The organism is Stenotrophomonas sp. (assembly GCF_050737575.1).
Classification (GTDB): Bacteria; Pseudomonadota; Gammaproteobacteria; order Xanthomonadales; family Xanthomonadaceae; genus Stenotrophomonas.
In genome coordinates this window covers 445983-468897 of the sequence record NZ_JBOHXW010000001.1, presented here as the reverse complement: position 1 = coordinate 468897, position 22915 = coordinate 445983, and the positions used below count along the sequence as shown (strand labels likewise).

Genomic DNA, 22915 nt, shown 5'->3' with positions numbered 1-22915 from the left:
GATGAACTTCGGCCCGCAGCATCCGGCCGCACATGGTGTGTTGCGTCTGATTCTGGAAATGGACGGTGAAACCATCGTCCGTGCCGATCCGCATGTGGGTCTGCTGCATCGCGCGACCGAAAAGCTGGCCGAGTCCAAGCCGTTCAACCAGTCGATCGGTTACATGGATCGACTGGATTACTGCTCGATGATGTGCAACGAGCACGCTTATGTCCGCGCCATCGAAACCCTGGTGGGTATCGAAGTGCCGGAGCGTGCGCAGTACATCCGTACCATGTTCGACGAAGTCACTCGTATCCTGAACCACTTGATGTGGCTGGGCTCCAACGGGCTCGATCTGGGCGCGATGGCAGTGATGCTGTACGCCTTCCGTGAGCGCGAAGAGCTGATGGACTGCTACGAAGCAGTTTCTGGCGCGCGCATGCATGCGGCCTACTACCGTCCGGGCGGCGTCTACCGCGATCTGCCGGACACGATGCCGAAGTACAAGGAATCGCGTTGGCACAAGGGCAATGCGCTGAAGCGTTTGAATGCTTCGCGCGAAGGCTCGCTGCTCGACTTCCTGGAGAACTTTACCAATGAGTTCCCCTCGCGCGTCGACGAATACGAAACCCTGCTGACCGACAACCGTATCTGGAAGCAGCGTACGGTCGGTATCGGCGTGATCACGCCGGAGCATGCGCTGGCTTGGGGCATGACCGGTGTGATGCTGCGTGGTTCGGGTATTGCCTGGGATCTGCGCAAGAAGCAGCCGTACGCCAAGTACGATGCGGTTGATTTCGATATCCCGCTGGGCACCAACGGTGACTGCTACGACCGCTATCTGGTCCGTATTGCCGAGATGCGCGAATCCAATCGCATCATCAAGCAGTGTGTGCAGTGGCTGAAGGCCAACCCCGGCCCGGTGATGGTCAAGAACTTCAAGGTCGCTCCTCCCGCGCGTGCGGAGATGAAGGACGACATGGAAGCGTTGATCCACCACTTCAAGTTGTTCAGCGAAGGCTATTGCGTGCCGGCCGGTGAAACCTATGCCGCAGTGGAAGCGCCCAAGGGCGAGTTTGGCTGCTATCTGGTTTCCGACGGTGCCAACAAGCCGTTCCGTGCGCACTTGCGTGCGCCGGGCTTTGCTCACCTGTCCTCGCTCGATTCGATCGTGCGCGGCCATATGCTGGCCGACGTGGTGGCGATGATCGGCACCTACGATCTCGTGTTCGGTGAGGTCGACCGGTAATGCCGGCTAACAACACAACGTCCGGTGCCTGCGCGGCTTGTCTGCTGCGGGCATCGGTTCTTCATGATCTGGTATTCGTTGAGGTCGGCCGATGAAGGCGACAGGTAATTTCGAGACGGCGCGTGACGTCGACCCGATGGTGGTGTTGAGCAACAAGACCCGTGCTCACATCGATCACTGGCTGGCCAAGTTCCCGCCCGAGCGCAAGCGTTCGGCCGTGTTGCAGGGCTTGCATGCGGCACAGGAACAGAACCAGGGCTGGCTCAGCGACGAGCTGATCGCCGGCGTGGCCAAGTACCTGGATCTGCCGTTCGTGTGGGCCTACGAGGTCGCCACCTTCTACTCGATGTTCGAGACCGAGAAGGTCGGCCGCAACAACGTCGCTATCTGCACCAACATCAGCTGCTGGCTCAACGGCGCCGACGACATCGTCCGCCATTGCGAGAAGAAGCTGGGCATCAAGCACGGTGAATCCACCGCTGACGGCCGCGTCTACCTCAAGAAAGAGGAAGAGTGCCTGGCCGGTTGCGCTGGCGCACCGATGATGGTCATCAACGGTCATTACCATGAGCGCCTGACGCTGGATCAGGTCGACGCGCTGTTGGATGGGCTGGAGTAAGACATGGCACACCACGAATCCAAGGGCCCGGTCGGACCGGCGCCGCTTCCGCACAACGTGGTCTACACCACGCTGCATTACGACACCCCGTGGTCGTACGAGAGCTATCTGAAGACTGGCGGTTACGCCGCGCTGCGCAAGATCCTCGAGGAGAAGATCCCGCCGGCCGACGTCATCGAGATGGTCAAGCAGTCCGGCCTGCGCGGCCGTGGCGGTGCGGGCTTCCCGACCGGTTTGAAGTGGTCCTTCATGCCCAAGGGTGATGTGCAGAAGTACATCCTGTGCAACTCGGACGAATCGGAGCCGGGCACCTGCAAGGACCGCGACATCCTGCGTTACAACCCGCATTCGGTGGTGGAGGGCATGGCGATTGCCTGCTACGCCACCGGTTCGACGGTTGCTTACAACTATCTGCGTGGTGAGTTCCATCACGAGCCGTTCGAGCATTTCGAGCAGGCCTTGGCTGATGCCTACAAGCACGGCTGGCTGGGCAAGAACGTGCTGGGTAGCGGTGCGGATATCGATATCTACGGCGCGCTGGGCGCCGGTGCGTACATCTGCGGCGAAGAAACCGCGCTGATGGAGTCGCTGGAAGGCAAGAAGGGCCAGCCGCGTTACAAGCCGCCGTTCCCGGCGAACTTTGGCCTGTACGGCAAGCCGACGACGATCAACAACACCGAGACCTATGCGTCGGTGCCAGCGATCATCCGTAACGGTCCGGAATGGTTCAAGGGCTTGAGCAAGACCGCCAACGGCGGCCCGAAGTGCTTCTCGGTCTCCGGTTGCGTGCAGCGCGGTGGCAATTTCGAAGTGCCGCTGGGCACGACCTTCGACGAGCTGCTGGCGCTTGCCGGTGGTTTGAAGCCGGGTCGCACGCTCAAGGGCGCGGTCCCCGGTGGTGTCTCCATGCCGGTGCTTACCGCTGCCGAGCTGAAGGGTCTGCCGATGGATTACGACACCATCCGTGCACTGGGTTCCGGCCTGGGTTCGGGTGCCATCGTGGTGCTGGATGACAGTGTCTGCTGCGTGAAGTTTGCTTGCCGCATCAGCCAGTTCTTCCACAAGGAATCCTGCGGCCAGTGCACCCCGTGCCGTGAAGGTACCGGCTGGATGCACCGCGTGCTGGAGCGCATCGTTGCAGGTCAGGCAACGATGGAAGACCTGCACCAACTCAAGACAGTGGCGGGGCAGATTGAAGGCCACACCATCTGTGCGTTTGGTGAAGCGGCCGCATGGCCGATCCAGGGTTTCCTGCGCCAGTTCTGGGATGAATTCGAGTATTACATCGTCAACGGTCATTCGATGGTTGACGGCAAGAAGGTGGAGACTGCTGCCGCATGAGCGCGCAACCGGCAAATCCCAATGTGACGCCAGTCGTGCCGGATGGGCACGTCTCCATCGAGATCGATGGCCAGGCGTTGGTCGTACCCAAGGGTTCGATGATCATCCAGGCCGCCGACAAGGCTGGCATTCCGATCCCGCGCTTCTGCTATCACGAGAAGCTGCCGATCGCGGCCAACTGCCGTATGTGTCTGGTCGATGTTGAAAAGTCGCCCAAGCCGTCACCGGCCTGTGCCACGCCGGTCATGGATGGCATGAAAATCCAGACCCGCAACGAGAAGGCGCTCAAGTACCAGCGTTCGGTGATGGAGTTCCTGCTCATCAACCACCCGCTGGACTGCCCGATCTGCGATCAGGGCGGCGAGTGCGAGTTGCAGGACGTGTCGCTGGGTTACGGCCGTTCGGTCAGCCGCTTCAACGAGCGCAAGCGCGTTGTGGTTGATGAGGACATGGGGCCGCTGGTTGCCACCGAGATGACCCGCTGCATCCAGTGCACGCGTTGCGTGCGCTTCACCGCCGATGTCGCTGGCACCTACGAGTTGGGTGGCATGTACCGCGGTGAGAACCTGCAGATCGGTACCTACGACGGCAAGCCGCTGACCACCGAGTTGTCCGGCAACGTCATCGACGTCTGCCCGGTCGGCGCGCTGACCAACAAGGTGTTCCAGTTCAAGGCACGCCCGTGGGAACTGACTGCACGCGAATCGCTGGGTTACCACGATGCGATGGGCTCGAACCTGTTCCTGCACGTGCGTCGCGGCGAAGTGCTGCGCGCGGTGCCGCGTGACAACGAGCTGGTCAACGAATGCTGGCTGTCCGACCGTGATCGTTATTCGCACCAGGGCCTGTACGCTGCAGACCGCGCGACCAAGCCGATGCAGAAGATCAATGGTGAGTGGAAGGACGTGAGCTGGGCCGAGGGTTTGGCCGCTGCCCGCGAAATTCTTGAAGCCAACCGTGGTGATGACCTTGGCGTGCTGGTGCACCCGTCCACCTCGAACGAGGAGGGCGCGCTGCTGTCGCGTCTGGCGGCGGCACTGGGCTCGAACAACATCGACCACCGCATCAACAATCGCGACTTCTCCGATGCGCCGGTTGCTGAGGTATTTGGCACCTCGCTGGCCGAGATCGAAGCTGCTGACCGTATCGTGGTGCTGGGTAGCAATATCCGCCACGAACTACCGCTGCTGCATGCGCGTCTGCGCAAGGCACAGACCACGAATGGCGCGCAGATCTTCACGATCAACCCGGTTGATTTCGACTTTGCGTTCAAGCTGGCCGGCAAGCAGATCGTCGCACCGTCACGCTTCGTCGACGCACTGGGCAACGCGCAGCTGATTGACGCGGTGAAGGGTGGCAAGAACACCGTCATCATCGTCGGCGCCATTGCTGAAAATCATCCGCAGGCCGCTGCGATCCGTTCTGCTGTCAGCGACTTCGCTGCTGCTACGGGCGCCAAGCTGTGCCGCATTCCGCAGGGTGCCAATGCGATTGGCCTGTCCCGCGCTGGCGTGCTGCCGGCCGGCAAGGACGTCAACGCAATGCTGGCGCAGCCGCGCAAGGCTTATGTGTTGTATGGCATCGAGCCGGGCCTGGACTTCGCCGACACTGCCGCCGCCCGCAAGGCGCTGGCCGGTTCCAAGGTTGTCGCGTTCAGCCAGTTCGCCTGCACCTCGACCCGTGATGTGGCCGATGTGATTCTGCCGATTGGTGCGCTGCCGGAAATTGACGCGACGCTGACCAATCTCGACGGTCGTGAGCAGACCACGCGCGCCGGCGGCAAGCTGCAAGGCGAGGCCCGCGAGGGCTGGCGTGTGCTGCGCGCCCTGGGCGGTGACATGCAGCTGACAGGTTTCGGTTTCACCGATCTGGCAGGCCTGCGTGCTGGCTTGCAGCCGGTCTCGGTGAAGGTTGCCGCTTCGGCGCAGCCGCAGCTGGCTGGTGAAGGCCTGGAAGTGGCATCGACCCCGGCGATCTACCGCACCGACGCCGTCGTGCGTCGTGCGCAGGCGCTGCAGTCGCATCCGCTGAACAACGAACCGCGCATCGTGCTCAACACTCAGGACGCCGCGCGTCTGCAGCTGAGCGAAGGCCAGATGGCCAAGGTCGGTACCGATGCAGGTCGTGCCACGTTGTCGGTGGTGGTCGATGCGCGTGTCGCCGCCGGTACGGTGTGGATTGAATCGGGCCACGGCGCAACCGCGCCGCTGGGTGCCGCTCGTGTAACGGTGGTGGCTGCATGAACGAGTTGCTGTTAAACGCGATCGAGCCCTTGTTCCAGTGGTTCATGTCCCTGGGCGACATCGGCATCGTGCTGTGGACGGTGATCAAGATTCTCTTGATCGCCATGCCGGTGATCATCTCGGTTGCCTTCTACGTGCTGTGGGAGCGCAAGCTGATTGGCTGGATGCATGTGCGTCACGGGCCGATGTATGTCGGTCTGGGCGGCTTGCTGCAGGCTTTCGCTGACGTCACCAAGCTGTTGTTCAAGGAAATCATCGCTCCGGCCAGTGCGCACAAGGCGATGTACATCCTGGCGCCGCTGATCGTGCTGGCTCCGTCGTTCGCGGCGTGGGCAGTGGTTCCTTTCGATTACAAGCTGGTGCTGTCCAACGCCAACGTTGGTCTGTTGTATCTGCTGGCGATGACCTCGCTCGGCGTGTACGGCGTGATCCTCGCTGGTTGGGCGTCCAACTCCAAGTACGCTTTCCTCGGTGCGATGCGTTCTGCCGCACAGGTGGTCAGCTACGAAATCGCGATGGGCTTCGCACTGGTTGGCGTGATGATCGCGGCCGGCAGCTTGAACCTGACCGAGATCGTGCTGGCGCAGCAGGGTAACTCCGGTCTGTTCGACTGGTTCCTGTTGCCGCTGTTCCCGCTGTTCGTCGTGTATTGGGTGTCCGGCGTCGCCGAAACCAACCGCGCGCCGTTCGACGTGGTGGAAGGCGAGTCGGAAATCGTTGCCGGCCACATGGTGGAGTACTCCGGCGGTGCATTTGCACTGTTCTTCCTGGCCGAGTACGCCAACATGATCCTGGTCAGCTTCCTGATCGCGATCTTCTTCCTCGGTGGCTGGCTGAGCCCGATCCAGGGCTGGGTCACGGCGGATATCTCGCCGTGGATCAACTGGATCTGGACCGGCGGTTGGCCGTGGTTGCTGCTCAAGGTGCTGTTCTTCGCCAGTGCGTACATCTGGTTCCGTGCCAGCTTCCCGCGCTTCCGTTATGACCAGATCATGCGTCTGGGCTGGAAGGTGTTCATCCCGCTGACCATTTTCTGGATCGCGGTGACGGCACTGATGGTGTTCTACGGCGTGATCCAGAAGGGCGTTTGATTCATGAATAAGATCACCCACTATTTCAAAAGCCTGCTGCTCCTCGAGCTGCTCGGCGGCCTGTGGCTGACGCTGAAGTACGCGTTCAAGCCCAAGTACACCGTGCTGTACCCGATGGAGAAGTTCCCGCAGTCGCCGCGTTTTCGTGGCCTGCACGCGCTGCGCCGTTATCCCAATGGTGAAGAGCGTTGCATCGCCTGCAAACTGTGCGAAGCGGTGTGCCCGGCGCTGGCCATCACCATCGACTCGGCCAAACGCGAAGACGGCACCCGCCGCACCACGCGTTACGAGATCGATCTGTTCAAGTGCATCTTCTGCGGCTTCTGTGAAGAAAGCTGCCCGGTGGACTCGATCGTCGAGACCCACATTCTTGAGTACCACTTCGAGAAGCGTGGCGAGAACATCATCACCAAGCCGCAGCTGCTGGCCATTGGCGACCGGCTTGAAGCCGAAATCGCCGAGCGCCGCGCCGCCGACGCTGCCTTCCGCTGAGGTCTTGAGATGGATTGGGTAAATATTGCTTTCTGGTTCTTCTCGGTCATCGCAGGCATTTCTGCTGCGTCCGTGATCAGCGTGCGCAACCCGGTGTATGCCGTGTTGTGTCTGATCCTGACCTTCTTCTCGGTGGCCTGCGTGTGGCTGCTGGTGGGGGCCGAGTTCCTGGGTGTCACGCTGGTGCTGGTGTATGTCGGCGCGGTGATGGTGTTGTTCCTGTTCGTGGTGATGATGCTGGACATCGACACCACCAATCTGCGTGAAGGCTGGGTGCGTTACCTGCCGGTCGGCCTGGTGGTCGCGGTGGTGATGCTGGTGCAGATGCTGACCTTGATCGGCATCAAGGCCCGTACCGCGCCGTTCCCGGTGGACAACGCCGCTGCGGTTGCGGCCGATACCTCCAATGTCACCTGGCTGGCCCGCAGCCTGTTCACCGAGTACCTGCTGCCGTTCGAGTTCGCGGCCGTGATCCTGACCGTCGCCGTGGTGGCAGCTGTGATGCTGACCCTGCGCCGTCGTCAGGGCCTGAAGACGCAGAACCCGACCGAGCAGACCATGACCAAGGCAAAAGACCGCCTGCGCATCGTCAAGATGGCCGCTGAAAAGCCGGTCGTGCAGTCGGAAACGAAAACCGATGGTGGCGAGGAGGCCAAGCCATGATTTCTCTGGGCCATATGCTCGCGTTGGGCGCGGTGATGTTCTGCATCTCCGTAGCCGGCATCTTCCTCAACCGGAAGAACATCATCGTGCTGTTGATGTCGATCGAACTGATGCTGCTGTCGGTGAACATCAACTTCATAGCCTTCTCGCGTCAGCTCGGCGATACCGCCGGACAGCTGTTCGTGTTCTTCATCCTGACCGTGGCCGCAGCGGAAGCTGCAATTGGCCTTGCGATCCTGGTGACCTTGTTCCGTACCCGCCACACCATCAACGTGGGCGAAGTCGATTCGTTGAAGGGCTGATCCGAGATGGAAATCACTCTCTCCAAGAGTCTGTTGATTGTGGCGGTGCTTGCACCGCTGCTCGGCAGCATCATCGCCGGCCTCTTCGGACGCCAGGTCGGGCGCAAGGGCGCCCAATACGTCACCATCCTCGGCGTGGCGGTCAGCTTTGCGCTTTCGGCGCACACGCTGTACCAGCTGCTTTGGGGCGGGGCGCAACCGTTCAACCAGAACCTCTACACCTTCTTCGAGGTCGGCCAGTACTCGGCCCACGTCGGTTTCATGATCGACCGCATGACGGCGATGATGATGGTGGTGGTGACCTTCGTGTCGCTGCTGGTGCACATCTACTCCATCGGCTACATGTCCGAGGATGATGGTTACCAGCGCTTCTTCAGCTACATCTCGTTGTTCACCTTCTCCATGCTCACGCTGGTGATGAGCAACAACTTCCTGCAGCTGTTCTTCGGCTGGGAAGCGGTGGGTGTGGTGTCGTACCTGCTGATTGGTTTCTATTACAAGAAGCCCAGCGCCATCTTCGCCAACATGAAGGCCTTCCTGGTCAATCGCGTCGGCGACTTCGGCTTCCTGCTGGGTATCGGCGGTATCTTGTGGGCGTTCGGCTCGCTGGATTACGCCACGGTGTTTGCCAACGCCAGCAGCGTGCTGGGTTCGGACGCGACCGGCCATGCCATGGTGCAGCTGATCGGCGATCACCAGTGGAGCATCGCCACCGTCATCTGCATCTGTCTGTTCATCGGTGCGATGGGCAAGTCGGCACAGGTTCCGCTGCATGTGTGGCTGCCGGACTCCATGGAAGGCCCGACCCCGATTTCGGCACTGATCCACGCCGCGACGATGGTGACCGCCGGTATCTTCATGGTCACCCGCATGTCGCCGCTGTTCGAGCTGTCGCAGGCGTCGCTGGACTTCATCCTGTTCATTGGTGCCACCACCGCGTTCTTCACCGGCCTGATCGGCATCGTGCAGAGCGACATCAAGCGCGTGGTTGCGTACTCGACGTTGTCGCAGCTGGGCTACATGACCGTTGCACTGGGCGTGTCGGCGTACTCCGGCGCCGTGTTCCACCTGATGACCCACGCCTTCTTCAAGGCGCTGCTGTTCCTCGGTGCCGGCTCGGTGATCATCGGCATGCACCACGAACAGAACATGATGAAGATGGGCGGCCTGCGCAAGTACATGCCGATCACCCACATCACCATGTGGATCGGTACGTTGGCGCTGGTGGGTACGCCGTTCTTCTCGGGTTTCTACTCGAAGGACACCATCATCGAAGCCGCGGCGCTGCATGCGCATGACGCCAACGCCAGCTGGGTAGCGACGTATGGCTACTGGGCAGTGTTGGGTGGCGTCATCGTCACCAGCTTCTACAGCTTCCGCCTGTTGTTCCTGACCTTCTTCGGCAAGGAGCGCTTCCGCGATGCGCATGATGACCACGGTCATCACGGCCATGATCACGATGACCATCACGGTCATGGTGCGCATGAGCCGCACGAGTCGCCGTGGGTAGTGACGGTGCCGTTGATCCTGCTGGCCATTCCGTCCGTGCTGATCGGCTTCTTCACCATCGGCCCGATGCTGTTCGGTACCGGTTGGGACGGTCACGCTGCTGCGGTTGGCGTGCCGGGCCAGGCAATGTCGTTCTTCACCGGCATCGTGGACTTCTACGATCCGGCGCGTGACACCATTGCTGCGGTCGGTGCCGAGTTCTGGCACGGCTCGGTGGCCTACGCGATTCACGGCATGCAGATGCCGGCGTTCTGGCTGACGGTTGCAGGTTTCGTGCTGGCCTGGGCGTTCTACGTCTGGAAGCCGGAACTGGCAGGCAAGGCCCGCAAGAGTCTGGCGCCGGTGGTTTCGGTGTTGGAAAACAAGTACGGCTTCGACAAGCTCTGGATCGACGGCTTCGCCGGCGGCGGTGTGCAGCTCGGCAAGGCCGCCCGTGCCGTGGACAGCACGGTCGTCGACGGGATAGCGGTCAACGGTACGGCCCGCGTGGTCGAACTGGCTGCCAACCTGCTGCGCCGCACCCAATCCGGTTTCCTCTATCACTACGCCTTCGTAATGATCATCGGTCTGATTGCCCTGTTGGGCCTGCTGATGCATTTCTGGCGTTGACTTGTACGGAATAGAAGACGTGTCGAACTGGCCTCTACTTAGTATTCTCATCTGGCTGCCGATTCTCGGCGGTGCGTTGATCCTCGCCTTGCGCAACGCTCAGGCCGCCCGTTGGGCGTCCTTGGCGGTGGCACTGCTCACCTTCCTGTTGAGCCTCGGTCTGCTCAGCGGTTACGACCGCACTGCGGCCGACATCATGCAGTTTGTCGAGCAGCATCCGTGGATCCCGGCCTTCGGCATTGGCTACAACCTTGCCGTTGATGGCATCGCCATCGCCCTGATCCTGTTGACCACGCTGATCGGTGTGTTGGCATTGATCGGTGCCTGGGGCGTGGTCGACAAGCGCGTCAATCAGTACGTTGCCGCCTTCCTGGTTCTGGAAGGTGTCACGGTCGGCATCTTTGCCGCGACCGACGCGATGCTGTTCTACGTGTTCTTCGAAGCCATGCTGATCCCGATGTTCCTGATCATCGGTGTCTGGGGCGGCCCGCGTCGTATCTACGCGGCGATGAAGTTCTTCCTGTACACCTTCCTCGGCTCGGTGCTGATGCTGGTGGCACTGGTCTACCTGTACATCAAGGGTGGCAGCTTCCAGCTGGCCGACTTGTATCAGCTGCAGCTCTCGGCCAAGGAGCAGACGTGGATATTCTTCGCGTTCCTGATCGCCTTCGCCGTGAAGGTGCCGATGTTCCCGGTGCACACCTGGCTGCCGGACGCGCACGTTGAAGCGCCGACTGCCGGTTCGGTGATCCTGGCGGCCATCGCACTGAAGATTGGTGGCTACGGCTTCCTGCGCTTCAACCTGCCGATCGTGCCGGACGCGAGCAGCGAGTGGGCATGGCTGGTGATCGCGCTGTCGCTGGTGGCGGTGATCTACGTTGGTCTGGTGGCCATGGTGCAGGACGATATGAAGAAGCTGATCGCTTATTCGTCCGTCGCGCACATGGGCTTTGTCACCCTCGGCACCTTCACCGCACTGTGGTTGGTGCGTGAGGCCGGCAACGCCGACGCAGCCCGTCTGGGCCTGCAGGGCGCGATGGTGCAGATGATCTCGCACGGCTTCGTGTCCGGCGCCATGTTCTCCTGCGTGGGCGTGCTGTACGACCGTATGCACAGCCGTCGCATCGCCGATTACGGCGGTGTGGTCAACGTGATGCCGTGGTTTGCCGCCTTTGCACTGCTGTTCTTCATGGCCAACTCGGGCCTGCCGGGCACCAGCGGTTTCGTCGGTGAGTTCATGATCGTGTTGGCCGCATTCCAATGGAATCCGCTGGTTGCGCTGGGCGCTGCCACCACGCTGATCATCAGCGCCGCGTATTCGCTGTGGCTGTACAAGCGTGTGTTCTTCGGCGAAGTGGGTAATGCCCATGTCGCCGAGCTGAAGGACATCAACGGCCGTGAATGGCTGGTGTTGGGTGTGTTCGCCGTCGGTACGCTGGCGTTGGGCCTGTATCCCAAGCCGTTGACCGACCTGATGGAGCCGTCCATCGCCAAGCTGGCGATGCAGATCGCATCGAGCAAGCTGCTCTAAGCGGCCCGTCGAGAGTATTGATTCCAGGATTTGATGATGACCACGCCGACGCTTCTGCCGTTGACCACCGCCGACCTCCCGCCGTTGCTGCCAGAAATGGTGGTGATTGGTGGCGCCTTCGCTCTGCTGATCCTTGATCTGTTCATCAGTGATCGACACAAGGTCTGGACCCATTTCATCTCGGTAGCCATCCTTGCTGTCGCCTTCGTGATGCTGCTTGGCGGCGTGGGCGGGCAGGGCGAGGTGTTCCACGGCATGTTCATCCGTGACAACGCCGCCGACATCATGAAGACCGTGGTGGTGTTGGTCAGTGGCTTGAGCCTTGTCTACGGCTGGAGCTACCTGCGCGAACGTAATCTGTTCCAGGGCGAAATCCCGGTGCTGATCCTGTTCGCCACCGCCGGCATGATGATCCTGGTTTCGGCCGGCAGCCTGCTGATGGTCTACCTGGGCCTGGAGTTGCTGGCGCTGTGTTCCTACGCACTGGTTGCCAGCAACCGTGAGAACAAGTTGGCGGCGGAAGCCGGCATGAAGTACATCGTGCTGGGTTCGTTGGCCTCGGGTCTGTTGCTGTACGGCATGTCGCTGGTTTACGGCGCCACCGGCTCGCTGCACCTGGACGTGATTCATGCCGCCATCGCGCATTCCGATGAACGCCTGCTGCTGTTGACCGGTGCCGTGTTCATGATCGCCGGCGTGGCCTTCAAGCTGGGCGCCGCGCCGTTCCATATGTGGCTGCCCGACGTCTATCAGGGTGCGCCGGCGCCGATCGCACTGTTCATCAGTTCGGCACCGAAGCTGGCGGCTTTCGGCATGGCATATCGCCTCCTGGAAGCGGGCGTTGGCCCGTTGTCGGCCGAGCTGCAGTATGTGCTGGCTGGCCTGGCTGCCTTGTCGCTGATCGTCGGCAACCTGATGGCCATCGCGCAGACCAACCTCAAGCGCATGCTCGCGTACTCGACCGTTTCGCACATCGGCTTCCTGCTGATGGGCATTGCCGGTGGTGGCGAGCAGGGCTATTCGGCCGCAATGTTCTACGCGGTGGCGTACGCCATCATGTCGACCGCCGCATTCGGCGCGATCATTGCTTTGTCGCGCGCCGGCTTTGAAGCCGAGAACATCGAGGACTTCAAGGGTTTGAATGCCCGTAGTCCGTGGATGGCTGGACTGGTGCTGTGCATCATGGCCTCGTTGGCCGGTATCCCGCCGTTCCTTGGCTTCTGGACCAAGTTGTCGGTGCTGGGCGCGGCAGTCAACGGCGGTTTGCTGTGGCTGGCGCTGCTGGGTGTCCTCTGTGCGGTGATCGGCTGCTTCTACTACCTGCGTGTCATCAAGGTCATGTACTTTGATGAACCGGTGGGTGAGCCGTTGCCGCGTAACAATGACCGCATCCTGGGCATCGTGCTGGGCGTGAATTCCATCGTACTTCTGGTGCTGCCGCTGGGTTTGGGGCCGATTCTGGAGTGGATGCGCAATGCTTTTGCACATTTGTCATAAAAAACGATACAAACTCTCGTGAAACGTGTAATATTCACCTCCTGAGTTGACGACGGCGCCGGTTCACCGGCGAAGTCGGAATCACCGAAAGGTGGTTCACCCGGAAGAGTTTCTTCCGGTGGTTTCTCCCGAAACGGGGAAATCGGTGAAGTAAATAAAGCTTGCAACTTTCGCTTAATTACTTCATAATTCCGCTTCTGCTGCGGGGTGGAGCAGTCTGGCAGCTCGTCGGGCTCATAACCCGAAGGTCGCAGGTTCAAATCCTGCCCCCGCTACCAGCTTCGGCCTTTATCATCAGTCATGCTGATAAAGGCCAGAGTCTGGGCTCGCAAGAACGAATGCTTCCGTTCTTGTAACCGGAATCCAATTCACCGGATTCATGCCGGACAAAGGGCCCTGATGGGCCCTTTGTTGTTTCCGCAATACGGAAAGTCCCGACTGGGTAACGCCGGTCCTCATTTATCGAAACAAGGCAGGCTGTGAGCGACAAAGCTACTGAAATCGCGAATCTGCTGGGCCCCACCGTGGAAGCGTTGGGGCTCGATTTGTTGGGCGTCGAGTATTTGCCGGCACCCGGCGGCGCGACGCTGCGCCTTTACATTGACGTGCCGCTGGCCGAACAGCCTGAGCGCATGGTCAATGTAGACGACTGCGAGCGGGTGAGCCGCGAAGTGTCGGCGCAGATGGATGTGGAAGATCCGATCAGCGGTAATTACACGCTGGAAGTGTCTTCCCCGGGCGTTGATCGCCCGCTGTTCACGCTGGAGCATTTCGAGCAGCACCTGGGCCAGTCGGCCAAGGTGGCCTTGAAGTTGCCGCAGGAGAACCGCCGCCGTCTGCAGGGCGAGATCGCTGAAGTGGATCTGGCCAAGGGCACTGTGACGTTTGTTGTGGATGGCAAGCCGTTTGTGGCTTCGTTCGACAACATCGACAAGGCTCGCATCATTCCGGACTGGGCCGCTTTGGGCCTTGCTCCGACCAAACCGACTGGTCCGGCGCCCAAGCAGGGTGACAAGGCCAAGAATAAATCCAACAACGAACCGGCGGCCAAAAAGCCGCGCGCGGAGTGAGCCGATGAGCAAGGAACTGTTGCTGGTAGTTGACGCAGTCGCCAACGAAAAAGGCGTGCCGCGTGAAGTGATTTTTGACGCGATCGAAGCGGCGCTGGCCTCGGCGGCGAAGAAGCGCTATCCCGATCAGGACGTGCTTGCGCGCGTGTCCATCAACCAGAAAGACGGCAACTACGAAACGTTCCGTCGCTGGGAAGTGGTTGCTGATGACGTGGTGATGGAATCGCCGGACCGTCAGATCCGCATGATGGATGCGATCGAGGAAGCCGACGGCGTCGAGCTCGGCGATTACATCGAAGAGCAGATTGAAAACCCGGACTTCGGTCGCATCGCCGCGCAGGCTGCCAAGCAGGTGATCGTGCAGCGTGTGCGCGAAGCCGAGCGTCAGCAGGTTGTCGATGCGTGGAAGGATCGCGTGGGCGAGCTGGTGACCGGTGTGGTCAAGCGCGCTGAGCGTGGCAATATTTATGTGGATCTGGGCGGCAACGCCGAAGCGTTCATTCCGAAGGACAAGGGCATTCCGCGCGACGTACTGCGCGCTGGCGACCGCGTGCGTGGTTACCTGGCCGAAGTCCGTTCGGAACCGCGTGGCCCGCAGCTGTTCATCAGCCGCGCCGCGCCGGAATTCATGATCGAACTGTTCAAGCTCGAAGTGCCGGAAGTCGGCCAGGGCCTGGTCGAGATCAAGGCCTGTGCACGCGACCCGGGCGACCGCGCCAAGATCGCGGTGCTGGCACACGACACCCGCACCGATCCGATCGGTGCCTGTATCGGTATGCGCGGTTCGCGCGTCCAGGCGGTGTCCAACGAGCTCAATGGCGAGCGCGTGGATATCGTGTTGTGGAACGAGAGCCCGGCCAACTTCGTCATCAATGCGATGGCGCCGGCCGAAGTGCAGTCGATCATTGTTGATGAAGACCGTCACTCGATGGATCTGGCCGTGGCGGAAGATCGCCTGGCGCAGGCCATCGGCAAGGGCGGCCAGAACGTGCGTCTGGCCAGCCGCCTGACCGGTTGGCAGCTGAATGTGATGACGCAGGACCAGGTCACGGCGAAGTCCGAGGCTGAGCAGGTCGTTGCGCGTCAGCTGTTCATGGACAAGCTGGAAGTGGACGAGGAAATCGCAGGCATCCTGGTGACCGAAGGTTTCGGCACCGTGGAAGAAATTGCCTACGTGCCGGTCGGCGAGTTGCTGGCGGTGGAGGGCTTCGACGAGGACATCGTCGAGGAACTGCGCGCCCGTGCTCGCGATGCGCTGCTGAATGAAGCGCTGGCAGTGGAAGAGGGTGCCGAAAATGGCGTGCCTTCCGACGACCTGCTGGCATTGAAGGGCATGGATGAAGCAACTGCGTATGCATTGGCCGGTCACGGCGTGCGTACGAGCGAGGATCTGTCGGATCTGGCTGCCGACGAGGTTCTGGAGTTCGGCATTGAGGGTATGGATCTTGAACGCGCCGCGGCGCTGGTCCTGGCAGCCCGCGCCGAGGAGATCGCCCGCCTGGAGCGTGGCGAATGAGCCAGCGATGAACATTGCCCTGAGCCGCTCAGGGCGTAGACTCCGCGCTGCCTTCGTCTGTATCGAGGGGGCGCCAACAAGATCATAGGATCCGAATGTCGCAGCAAACCACCATCCGCAAGCTCGCCGAACTGGTCAACACGCCGGTCGAGAAACTGCTGGAACAACTGGCTCAGGCCGGTATGAAATTCAGCGGTCCCGATCAGATCGTGACCAGTACCGAGAAAGTGAAGCTGCTTGGTTTCCTTCGCCGTTCCCACGGCAAGGAAGAGCAGCCCGCCGACGAGGCTGAGGCCGCGCCGAAAAAGATCACCCTGGCGCGTCGCAAGCACCAGGAAGTGACGGTCAATGCTGGTCGCAGCAAGACCACGGTCAATGTCGAGGTTCGCCAGAAGCGTACCTACGTCAAGCCGGAAGGTGGCAAGGCTGCGATGACGCCGGACGAAGAGCGTGCAGATATCCTGCGCAAGCTCGAAGAGTCGCGTCAGCGCAATCTGGACGAACAGCGCATGCTGGCCGAGAAGGATCGTGCGCGTGATGAGGAAATCATCGCTCGCCAGAAGGCGGCCGAAGACGCTGAGCGTCAGCGCGAAGAGGCCGAGCGCAAGGCTGCTGAGGACGCCGTCAAGGCAGCCGAAGCTGCCAAGGCTGCTCCGGCCAAGTCGGAAGTCGCTGCGGCACCGGCTCCGGCCAAGAGCGCACGTCCTGCGCCCGGCGTGGCACGCGCACCGACCTCAGCACCCGCTCCGGCGCGTGATGACCGTGGCGGTGCGAATGCCAAGCCCGGCAACAAGTCGCGTTCCGATGGTGATGGCGGCAACCGTTTTGGTGGCCAGCTGCACTTGTCGGCATCCGACCGTGCACGCCGCGGCAACAGCAATAACAACAATTCCCGTGGCCGTCCGGGTGCGCGTGCACCGCAGGGCCGTCGTGGCAATGATCAGTCGCGCAACAGCAGTGGCAGTCACGGCTTCGAGCGTCCGACGGCACCGGTGGTGCGCGAGATCGCCATTGGCGAGACCGTCACTGTCGCCGATCTGGCACAGAAGCTGGCCCTGAAGGGCGGCGAAGTGGTCAAGGCGTTGTTCAAGATGGGCGTGATGGCCACCATCACCCAGTCCATCGACCATGACACCGCCGTGCTGGTGACCGAAGAACTCGGCCACAAGGCCGTGCGTGCCGGCAACAACGACGCCGAAGACGCGCTGTTGGCCATCAATGATGTGAACCAGGGCGATGCGGTCACGCGTCCGCCGGTGGTCACGATCATGGGTCACGTCGATCACGGCAAGACCTCGCTGCTGGATTACATCCGTCGCACCAAGGTCGCCACTGGCGAAGCCGGCGGTATTACCCAGCACATCGGTGCGTACCACGTTGATACGCCGAAGGGCGTGATCAGCTTCCTGGATACCCCGGGCCATGCCGCGTTCACCTCGATGCGTGCCCGTGGCGCGCAGCTCACCGACGTCGTGGTGGTAGTGGTTGCCGCCGACGATGGCGTGATGCCGCAGACCAAGGAAGCCATCAAGCACGCACGTGCCGCCAAGGCGCCGATCGTGGTTGCGATCAACAAGATCGACAAGTCCTCGGCTGATCCGATGCGGGTCAAGAACGAACTCCTCGCTGAGGAAGTCGTGGCCGAAGACTTCGGTGGTGACGTGCAGATGGTGGAAATCTCCGCCAAGACCGGTCTGGGCATCGACGATCTGCTGGACGCGATTTCGGTGCAGGCTGAATTGCTTGAGCTGAAGGCTGTGTCCGAAGGCCGCGCCTCGGGCGTGGTCATCGAATCTTCGCTGGACAAGGGCCGTGGCCCGGTCGCGACGGTGCTGGTGCAGCAGGGCATGCTCAAGAAGGGCGATTACCTGGTGTGCGGCATTCAGTACGGCCGCGTGCGCGCTTTGTTCGATGAGGCCGGTCGTCAGGTGGCTGAAGCTGGCCCGTCGATTCCGGTGCAGGTGCTGGGTCTGTCCGGCGTGCCGGAAGCAGGCGATGACTTTGTCGTCGTCGAAGACGAGCGTCTGGCCAAGGACGTTGCACAGCAGCGTGAAACCAAGCGTCGCGAGTCGCGCCTGGTGGCCACTGCCGGCAGCCGCATGGAAGACATCATGTCGCAGCTGGGCAAGGGCGAAGGCCAGCAGGTGTTGAACCTGTTGATCAAGGCCGACGTCCAGGGTTCGGTGCAGGCACTGAGCCAGTCGCTGGTCGGCCTGTCCAACAACGACATCCGCATCAACGTGATCCACTCCGGCGTGGGCGGCATCACCGAGTCCGACGCCAATTCGGCGGTCGCCTCCAAGGCCACCGTGATCGGCTTCAACGTGCGTGCAGATGCTTCGGCTCGCCGCATCATTGAATCCAACGGCGTGGACCTGCGTTACTTCTCGATCATCTATGACGTGATCGACCAGGTGAAGCAGGTGGCTTCCGGTCTGCTGGGTGTGGAGATCCGCGAAGAGATCATCGGTATTGCCGAGGTCCGCGACGTCTTCCGCAGCTCGAAGTTCGGTGCTGTGGCGGGCTGCATGATCGTGGAAGGCGTGGTCAAGCGGAACAAGCCGATCCGCGTGCTGCGCGACAGCGTGGTCGTGTTCGAGGGCGAGCTGGAATCGCTGCGTCGCTTCAAGGAAAACGTGGAAGAAGTTCGCAACGGTACCGAGTGCGGTATCGGCGTGAAGGCCTATAACGACGTGAAGCCGGGCGATCAGATCGAGTGCTTCGAGCGTATCGAAGTGCCGCGTACCCTGTAATTGCAGTATCGGCCGGTCCGCAGTGCGCGGGCCGGCCTTGTTTCATCAACGCAACAATCAAGCGAGCTAGACAACGTGCCGAAGACTTTCCACCGTACTGACCGTGTTTCCGCGCAGATCCGCCGTGATCTGGGCACGCTGGTGCACGCGGCTGTGCGCGAGCATGGGCTGCCCTCGGTCAGCGTTTCGGACGTGGAAATCACCCGCGACATGGCTCACGCCAAGGTGTTCGTCACCGCGCTGATGCCGGAACGTTCGGAAGAGGCGATGAAGGGCCTGCGCGAGATCGCGTATGAGCTGCGCATGGCGCTGGCCCGGGCGATGAAGCTGCGGCATGTGCCGGAGCTGCATTTCCACTACGACGATTCGGTGGACCGTGGTGAGCGCATCGACAATCTGTTGCGCGATCTGCTTCCGCCATCGGAACAGAAGCCTGGCTCCGACGAAGAATGAAGCAGCAGCCCGCAAGGGCTGTTGTCATATCTGGCCTGCGCTCAACGTTGCAGGTTGTTTCCAGTTCCCGCCGAGCGTGGAGTGATCTCGCGCCGGCCCGAGAATGGTGTTTCATGCGCCCCCGTATTCAATTCCGTCGTTTGGACGGCATCGTTCTGCTCGACAAGCCTGCCGGCATGAGCTCCAACACCGCGCTGCAGGTGGCCCGCCGTTTGTTCCGTGCAGAGAAGGGCGGCCACACCGGCAGCCTTGATCCGCTGGCCACTGGCCTGCTGCCGCTGTGTTTTGGCGAGGCGACCAAGATCGCCGGCCTGCTGTTGGGCTCGGCCAAGGCGTATGACGCTGAAATCACGCTGGGCAAAACCACCGACACCGATGACGCCGATGGCGTGGTGCTGCGCGAGCGCGCCGTGCCGGCGATCAGTCGTGAGCAATTGCAAGCGGCATTGGCCGGTTTTACTGGCCGTATCCTGCAGCGGGCGCCGATTTATTCGGCCCTGAAGCAGGGCGGCGAGCCGCTGTATGTGAAGGCGCGCCGCGGCGAGACCATCGAGGCGCCGGAGCGTGAAGTGCATGTGCAGGACATCGAAATCCTGGCCCAGGAGGGCGAGCGCCTGTCGCTGCGGGTGACCTGTGGTTCGGGCACCTACATCCGCAGCATCGCCCGCGATCTGGGTGAGGTGCTGGGCTGCGGCGCGCACATCACGGCGCTGCGCCGGTTGTGGGTGGAGCCATTCATGGCGCCGCACATGATCGGGCTGGATGCCCTGCGTGAAGTGGCTGAACGGGGTGATGAAGCGTCGTTGCTGGAATGGCTGCTGCCGATCGATGCGGGCCTGAGCAGTTTTGGCCGGGTGGAGCTCGATCCGGGCCAGGCTACCCGCTTCTGCCTTGGCCAGCGCTTGCGCAATCCAGAGTGGCCGGAGGGTCTGGCCGGTGTCTTCGGCCTGGACGGCCTGCCGCTGGGGCTGGGGCAGGTGGAAGCGGACGGGCGGTTGAGCCCACAGCGTCGCTTCAATCTCTGAACGAGTAAGCGCCTAGTACCACCCGCTCCTTGTGGCAAATGGTTGAGGTCGTTACAATTTTGCGGCCCTTGAAGGGGCACTGTCCTGCCGTCGGCAGGCGGTTATTTCAAACGGCGAGCTGTGCGGTGCGTTTTGTACGTTCCTGCTGGCCACGCATCAAAGAGAAAAAACAATGTCGATCGACACCCAGAAAGTTATTGAGAACAACGCTCGTGGCACCAACGACACCGGTTCCCCGGAAGTCCAGGTGGCCCTGCTGACCGCACGCATCGAACTGCTGAGCGGTCACTTCAAGGAGCACAAGAAGGATCACCACAGCCGCCGCGGCCTGCTGCAGATGGTCAACCGTCGTCGTAGCCTGCTCGACTACCTGAAGAAAAAGGATGTCGTTCGCTACAAGGCACTGATCGAAAAGCTCGGCCTGCGCCGCTAATCGAAATACCGCCGCGGCGCAGCGATGCGCCGCGGCTTTGTTTTAAGCGCTTCAAAATCGTCGTAGATCGGCCGGAACCGCCCGGCCAACCATTGCCGGCATGGGTTGGCAACGGTCCATTCGAAGAAAGCATTCCAAGGAACTTCCGTGGCAAAAATCACCAAAACCTTCCAGTACGGCAAACACACCGTCACGCTTGAAACCGGCGAAGTCGCCCGTCAGGCCGGCGGCGCAGTCATCGTCAAGATGGACGACACCGTGTTGCTGGTCACTGCCGTCGCCGCCAAGAGCGCGCGCGAAGGCCAGGACTTCTTCCCGCTGACCGTTGACTACCAGGAAAGGTTCTACGCCGGCGGCCGTATCCCGGGTGGCTTCTTCAAGCGCGAAGGCCGTGCGACCGAGAAGGAAACGCTGATCTCGCGTCTGATCGATCGTCCGATCCGTCCGCTGTTCCCGGAAGACTACAAGAACGAAGTCCAGATCATCGCTACGGTGATGTCGATGAACCCGGACGTGGACGGCGACATCGCTGCCCTGATCGGTGCCTCGGCTGCGCTGTCGCTGGCCGGCACCCCGTTCAAGGGTCCGATCGCTGCGGCCAAGGTGGGTTACAAGGATGGCGAATACATCCTCAACCCGACCGTGTCGGAGCTGAAGGAATCGCAGCTGGAGCTGGTGGTCGCTGGTACCGCTAATGCCGTGCTGATGGTCGAATCCGAAGCCGCGCTGCTGTCCGAAGAAGTGATGCTTGGCGCTGTGACCTTCGGTCACCGCGAAATGCAGAAGGTCATCAACATCATTAATGAGATGACCGTTGAAGCCGGTACCAAGCCGAGCGACTGGGTTGCTCCGGCCAAGAACACCACGCTGATCAGCGCGCTGCAGGAAGCCGTCGGCAACAAGCTGGGCGAAGCCTTCCAGGTGCGTGACAAGCTGCAGCGTCGCGACGCCATCTCGGCGATCAAGAAGGACACGGTTGAAGCCCTGGCTGGCCGCGTTGCCGCTGAAGGCTGGAACCCGGCCGAGCTGTCGAAGGAATTCGGCGAGCTGGAATACAGCACCATGCGTAACTCGGTGCTGGACACCAAGGTCCGCATCGACGGCCGTGCGCTGGACACCGTCCGCCCGATCGCCGTGAAGACCGGCGTGCTGCCGCGTACCCACGGTTCCTCGCTGTTCACCCGCGGTGAAACGCAGGCCATCGTGACCATCACCCTGGGCACCGCCCGTGATGGCCAGGTGATCGACGCCGTCGCCGGTGAGTACAAGGAAAACTTCCTGTTCCATTACAACTTCCCCCCCTACTCGGTGGGTGAGTGCGGCCGCATGATGGGCCCTAAGCGTCGCGAAATCGGCCACGGCCGTCTCGCCAAGCGCGGCGTGCTGGCAGTGATGCCGTCGCTGGAAGCCTTCCCGTACACCATCCGTGTTGTGTCGGAAATCACCGAGTCGAATGGTTCCTCGTCGATGGCGTCGGTCTGCGGTTCGTCGCTGGCGCTGATGGACGCCGGCGTGCCGGTCAAGTCGCCGGTTGCCGGTATCGCCATGGGCCTGGTCAAGGAAGGCGAGCGTTTCGTCGTCCTGTCCGACATCCTGGGTGACGAAGATCACCTGGGCGACATGGACTTCAAGGTTGCCGGTACCGCTGAGGGCATCTCCGCCCTGCAGATGGACATCAAGATCGAAGGCATCACCGAAGAGATCATGAAGCAGGCACTGCAGCAGGCCAAGGCTGGCCGTCTGCACATCCTCGGCGAAATGGCGCACGGCCTGACCTCGCCGCGTGCCGAGCTGTCGGATTACGCGCCGCGTCTGCTGACCATCAAGATCCACCCGGACAAGATCCGCGAAGTGATCGGCAAGGGTGGCTCGACCATCCAGGCCATCACCAAGGAAACCGGCACCCAGATCGACATCCAGGACGATGGCACCATCACCATCGCTTCGGTGAACAACGCCGCTGCACAGGCCGCCAAGGCCCGCATCGAGCAGATCACCTCGGACGTCGAGCCGGGCCGCATCTACGAAGGCAAGGTCGCCAAGATCATGGACTTCGGTGCGTTCGTCACGATCCTGCCGGGCAAGGATGGTCTGGTGCACGTGTCGCAGATCTCCAGCGACCGCGTCGAGAAGGTTGGCGACGTGTTGAAGGAAGGCGATGTGGTCAAGGTCAAGGTGCTGGAAGTCGACAAGCAGGGCCGTATCCGCCTGTCGATGAAGGCCGTTGAAGAAGGCGAGGGCACCCCGGCCGAATAAGGCTGCGGTGTTTCGCTGAAAGAAAGAGCGGGCCTTCGGGTCCGCTTTTTTTTTTGTTCTTTTTTTGCTGGAAGAAGTGAGTGCTGAGCGTGGCGCGGCGTTATGGCAGACCACGCTCAGTTGCGCAGTCATGCTGTGCTCTGACATTGCCGGTGCGGCCGCTGCCGAGCATGGCTTGGCACTAACAGTTGGGCGCGGCGTTGCCCGACCTGCGCCGGCCTTTGTTGCCGATGGTGCTTCAGGATCCTGTTGGCCAAGCATCTTCTGGGAACAGAAGGGGC

General features: G+C 61.5%; 18 protein-coding genes and 1 tRNA gene. All 19 read left to right on the top strand.

The window, feature by feature from the left end; translation table 11 throughout:
• The first annotated feature begins 1 nt into the window (after position 1).
• The 19 genes from ACREP4_RS02185 to pnp all read left to right on the top strand — a co-directional run bounded on the left by ACREP4_RS02185 (position 2) and on the right by pnp (position 22634).
• Complete coding sequence (locus ACREP4_RS02185) at positions 2–1231, top strand: NADH-quinone oxidoreductase subunit D (protein ID WP_431594770.1); 1230 nt, start codon at positions 2–4, stop codon at positions 1229–1231.
• Positions 1232–1322: 91 nt separating this feature from the next.
• A complete protein-coding gene (nuoE, locus tag ACREP4_RS02180) occupies positions 1323–1850 on the top strand; it encodes an NADH-quinone oxidoreductase subunit NuoE (RefSeq protein ID WP_431594555.1) in 528 nt (175 codons plus the stop codon).
• A 3-nt stretch (positions 1851–1853) separates the two neighbouring features.
• Complete coding sequence (gene nuoF / locus ACREP4_RS02175) at positions 1854–3191, top strand: NADH-quinone oxidoreductase subunit NuoF (RefSeq protein ID WP_431594554.1); 1338 nt, start codon at positions 1854–1856, stop codon at positions 3189–3191.
• A complete protein-coding gene (gene nuoG, locus ACREP4_RS02170; protein WP_431594553.1) occupies positions 3188–5434 on the top strand; it encodes an NADH-quinone oxidoreductase subunit NuoG in 2247 nt (748 codons plus the stop codon). Before nuoF ends, nuoG begins: the two co-directional genes overlap by 4 nt.
• Positions 5431–6525, top strand: coding sequence for an NADH-quinone oxidoreductase subunit NuoH (gene nuoH, locus ACREP4_RS02165; protein ID WP_431594552.1), 1095 nt, complete (start codon positions 5431–5433; stop codon positions 6523–6525). The genes nuoG and nuoH overlap by 4 nt, the downstream gene beginning before the upstream one ends.
• Before the next feature lie 3 nt (positions 6526–6528).
• Positions 6529–7017: an NADH-quinone oxidoreductase subunit NuoI gene (nuoI, locus tag ACREP4_RS02160; RefSeq protein WP_057633763.1), complete on the top strand. Its 489-nt coding sequence runs from the start codon at positions 6529–6531 to the stop codon at positions 7015–7017.
• 9 nt (positions 7018–7026) lie between these two features.
• Entirely contained in the window at positions 7027–7680 is a 654-nt protein-coding gene (locus tag ACREP4_RS02155; RefSeq protein WP_431594551.1) for an NADH-quinone oxidoreductase subunit J, read from the top strand.
• A complete protein-coding gene (gene nuoK, locus ACREP4_RS02150; RefSeq protein ID WP_057633757.1) occupies positions 7677–7982 on the top strand; it encodes an NADH-quinone oxidoreductase subunit NuoK in 306 nt (101 codons plus the stop codon). The genes ACREP4_RS02155 and nuoK overlap by 4 nt, the downstream gene beginning before the upstream one ends.
• Positions 7983–7988: 6 nt before the next feature.
• Positions 7989–10100 carry an NADH-quinone oxidoreductase subunit L gene (gene nuoL, locus ACREP4_RS02145; protein ID WP_431594550.1) on the top strand — a complete coding sequence of 704 codons (2112 nt, stop codon included), beginning with the start codon at positions 7989–7991 and terminating at the stop codon, positions 10098–10100.
• A gap of 19 nt (positions 10101–10119) precedes the next feature.
• Entirely contained in the window at positions 10120–11631 is a 1512-nt protein-coding gene (locus ACREP4_RS02140) for an NADH-quinone oxidoreductase subunit M (RefSeq protein WP_431594549.1), read from the top strand.
• 36 nt (positions 11632–11667) lie between these two features.
• Positions 11668–13128, top strand: coding sequence for an NADH-quinone oxidoreductase subunit NuoN (nuoN, locus tag ACREP4_RS02135; protein ID WP_431594548.1), 1461 nt, complete (start codon positions 11668–11670; stop codon positions 13126–13128).
• Between the two features lie 201 nt (positions 13129–13329).
• Positions 13330–13406, top strand: a tRNA-Met gene (locus tag ACREP4_RS02130).
• 201 nt (positions 13407–13607) lie between these two features.
• Positions 13608–14198, top strand: coding sequence for a ribosome maturation factor RimP (gene rimP / locus ACREP4_RS02125; RefSeq protein WP_431594547.1), 591 nt, complete (start codon positions 13608–13610; stop codon positions 14196–14198).
• A 4-nt stretch (positions 14199–14202) separates the two neighbouring features.
• The gene (gene nusA / locus ACREP4_RS02120) at positions 14203–15714 is read left to right on the top strand and encodes a transcription termination factor NusA (protein WP_431594546.1); all 1512 of its coding nucleotides are present in this window, start codon (positions 14203–14205) and stop codon (positions 15712–15714) included.
• A gap of 95 nt (positions 15715–15809) precedes the next feature.
• Positions 15810–18467: a translation initiation factor IF-2 gene (gene infB / locus ACREP4_RS02115; RefSeq protein WP_431594545.1), complete on the top strand. Its 2658-nt coding sequence runs from the start codon at positions 15810–15812 to the stop codon at positions 18465–18467.
• Positions 18468–18542: 75 nt separating this feature from the next.
• Entirely contained in the window at positions 18543–18920 is a 378-nt protein-coding gene (gene rbfA / locus ACREP4_RS02110) for a 30S ribosome-binding factor RbfA (RefSeq protein ID WP_431594544.1), read from the top strand.
• Between the two features lie 113 nt (positions 18921–19033).
• A complete protein-coding gene (gene truB, locus ACREP4_RS02105; protein WP_431594543.1) occupies positions 19034–19945 on the top strand; it encodes a tRNA pseudouridine(55) synthase TruB in 912 nt (303 codons plus the stop codon).
• A 172-nt stretch (positions 19946–20117) separates the two neighbouring features.
• Complete coding sequence (gene rpsO / locus ACREP4_RS02100; RefSeq protein ID WP_431594542.1) at positions 20118–20378, top strand: 30S ribosomal protein S15; 261 nt, start codon at positions 20118–20120, stop codon at positions 20376–20378.
• A gap of 147 nt (positions 20379–20525) precedes the next feature.
• Positions 20526–22634 carry a polyribonucleotide nucleotidyltransferase gene (gene pnp / locus ACREP4_RS02095; protein WP_431594541.1) on the top strand — a complete coding sequence of 703 codons (2109 nt, stop codon included), beginning with the start codon at positions 20526–20528 and terminating at the stop codon, positions 22632–22634.
• Positions 22635–22915: the final 281 nt, after the last annotated feature.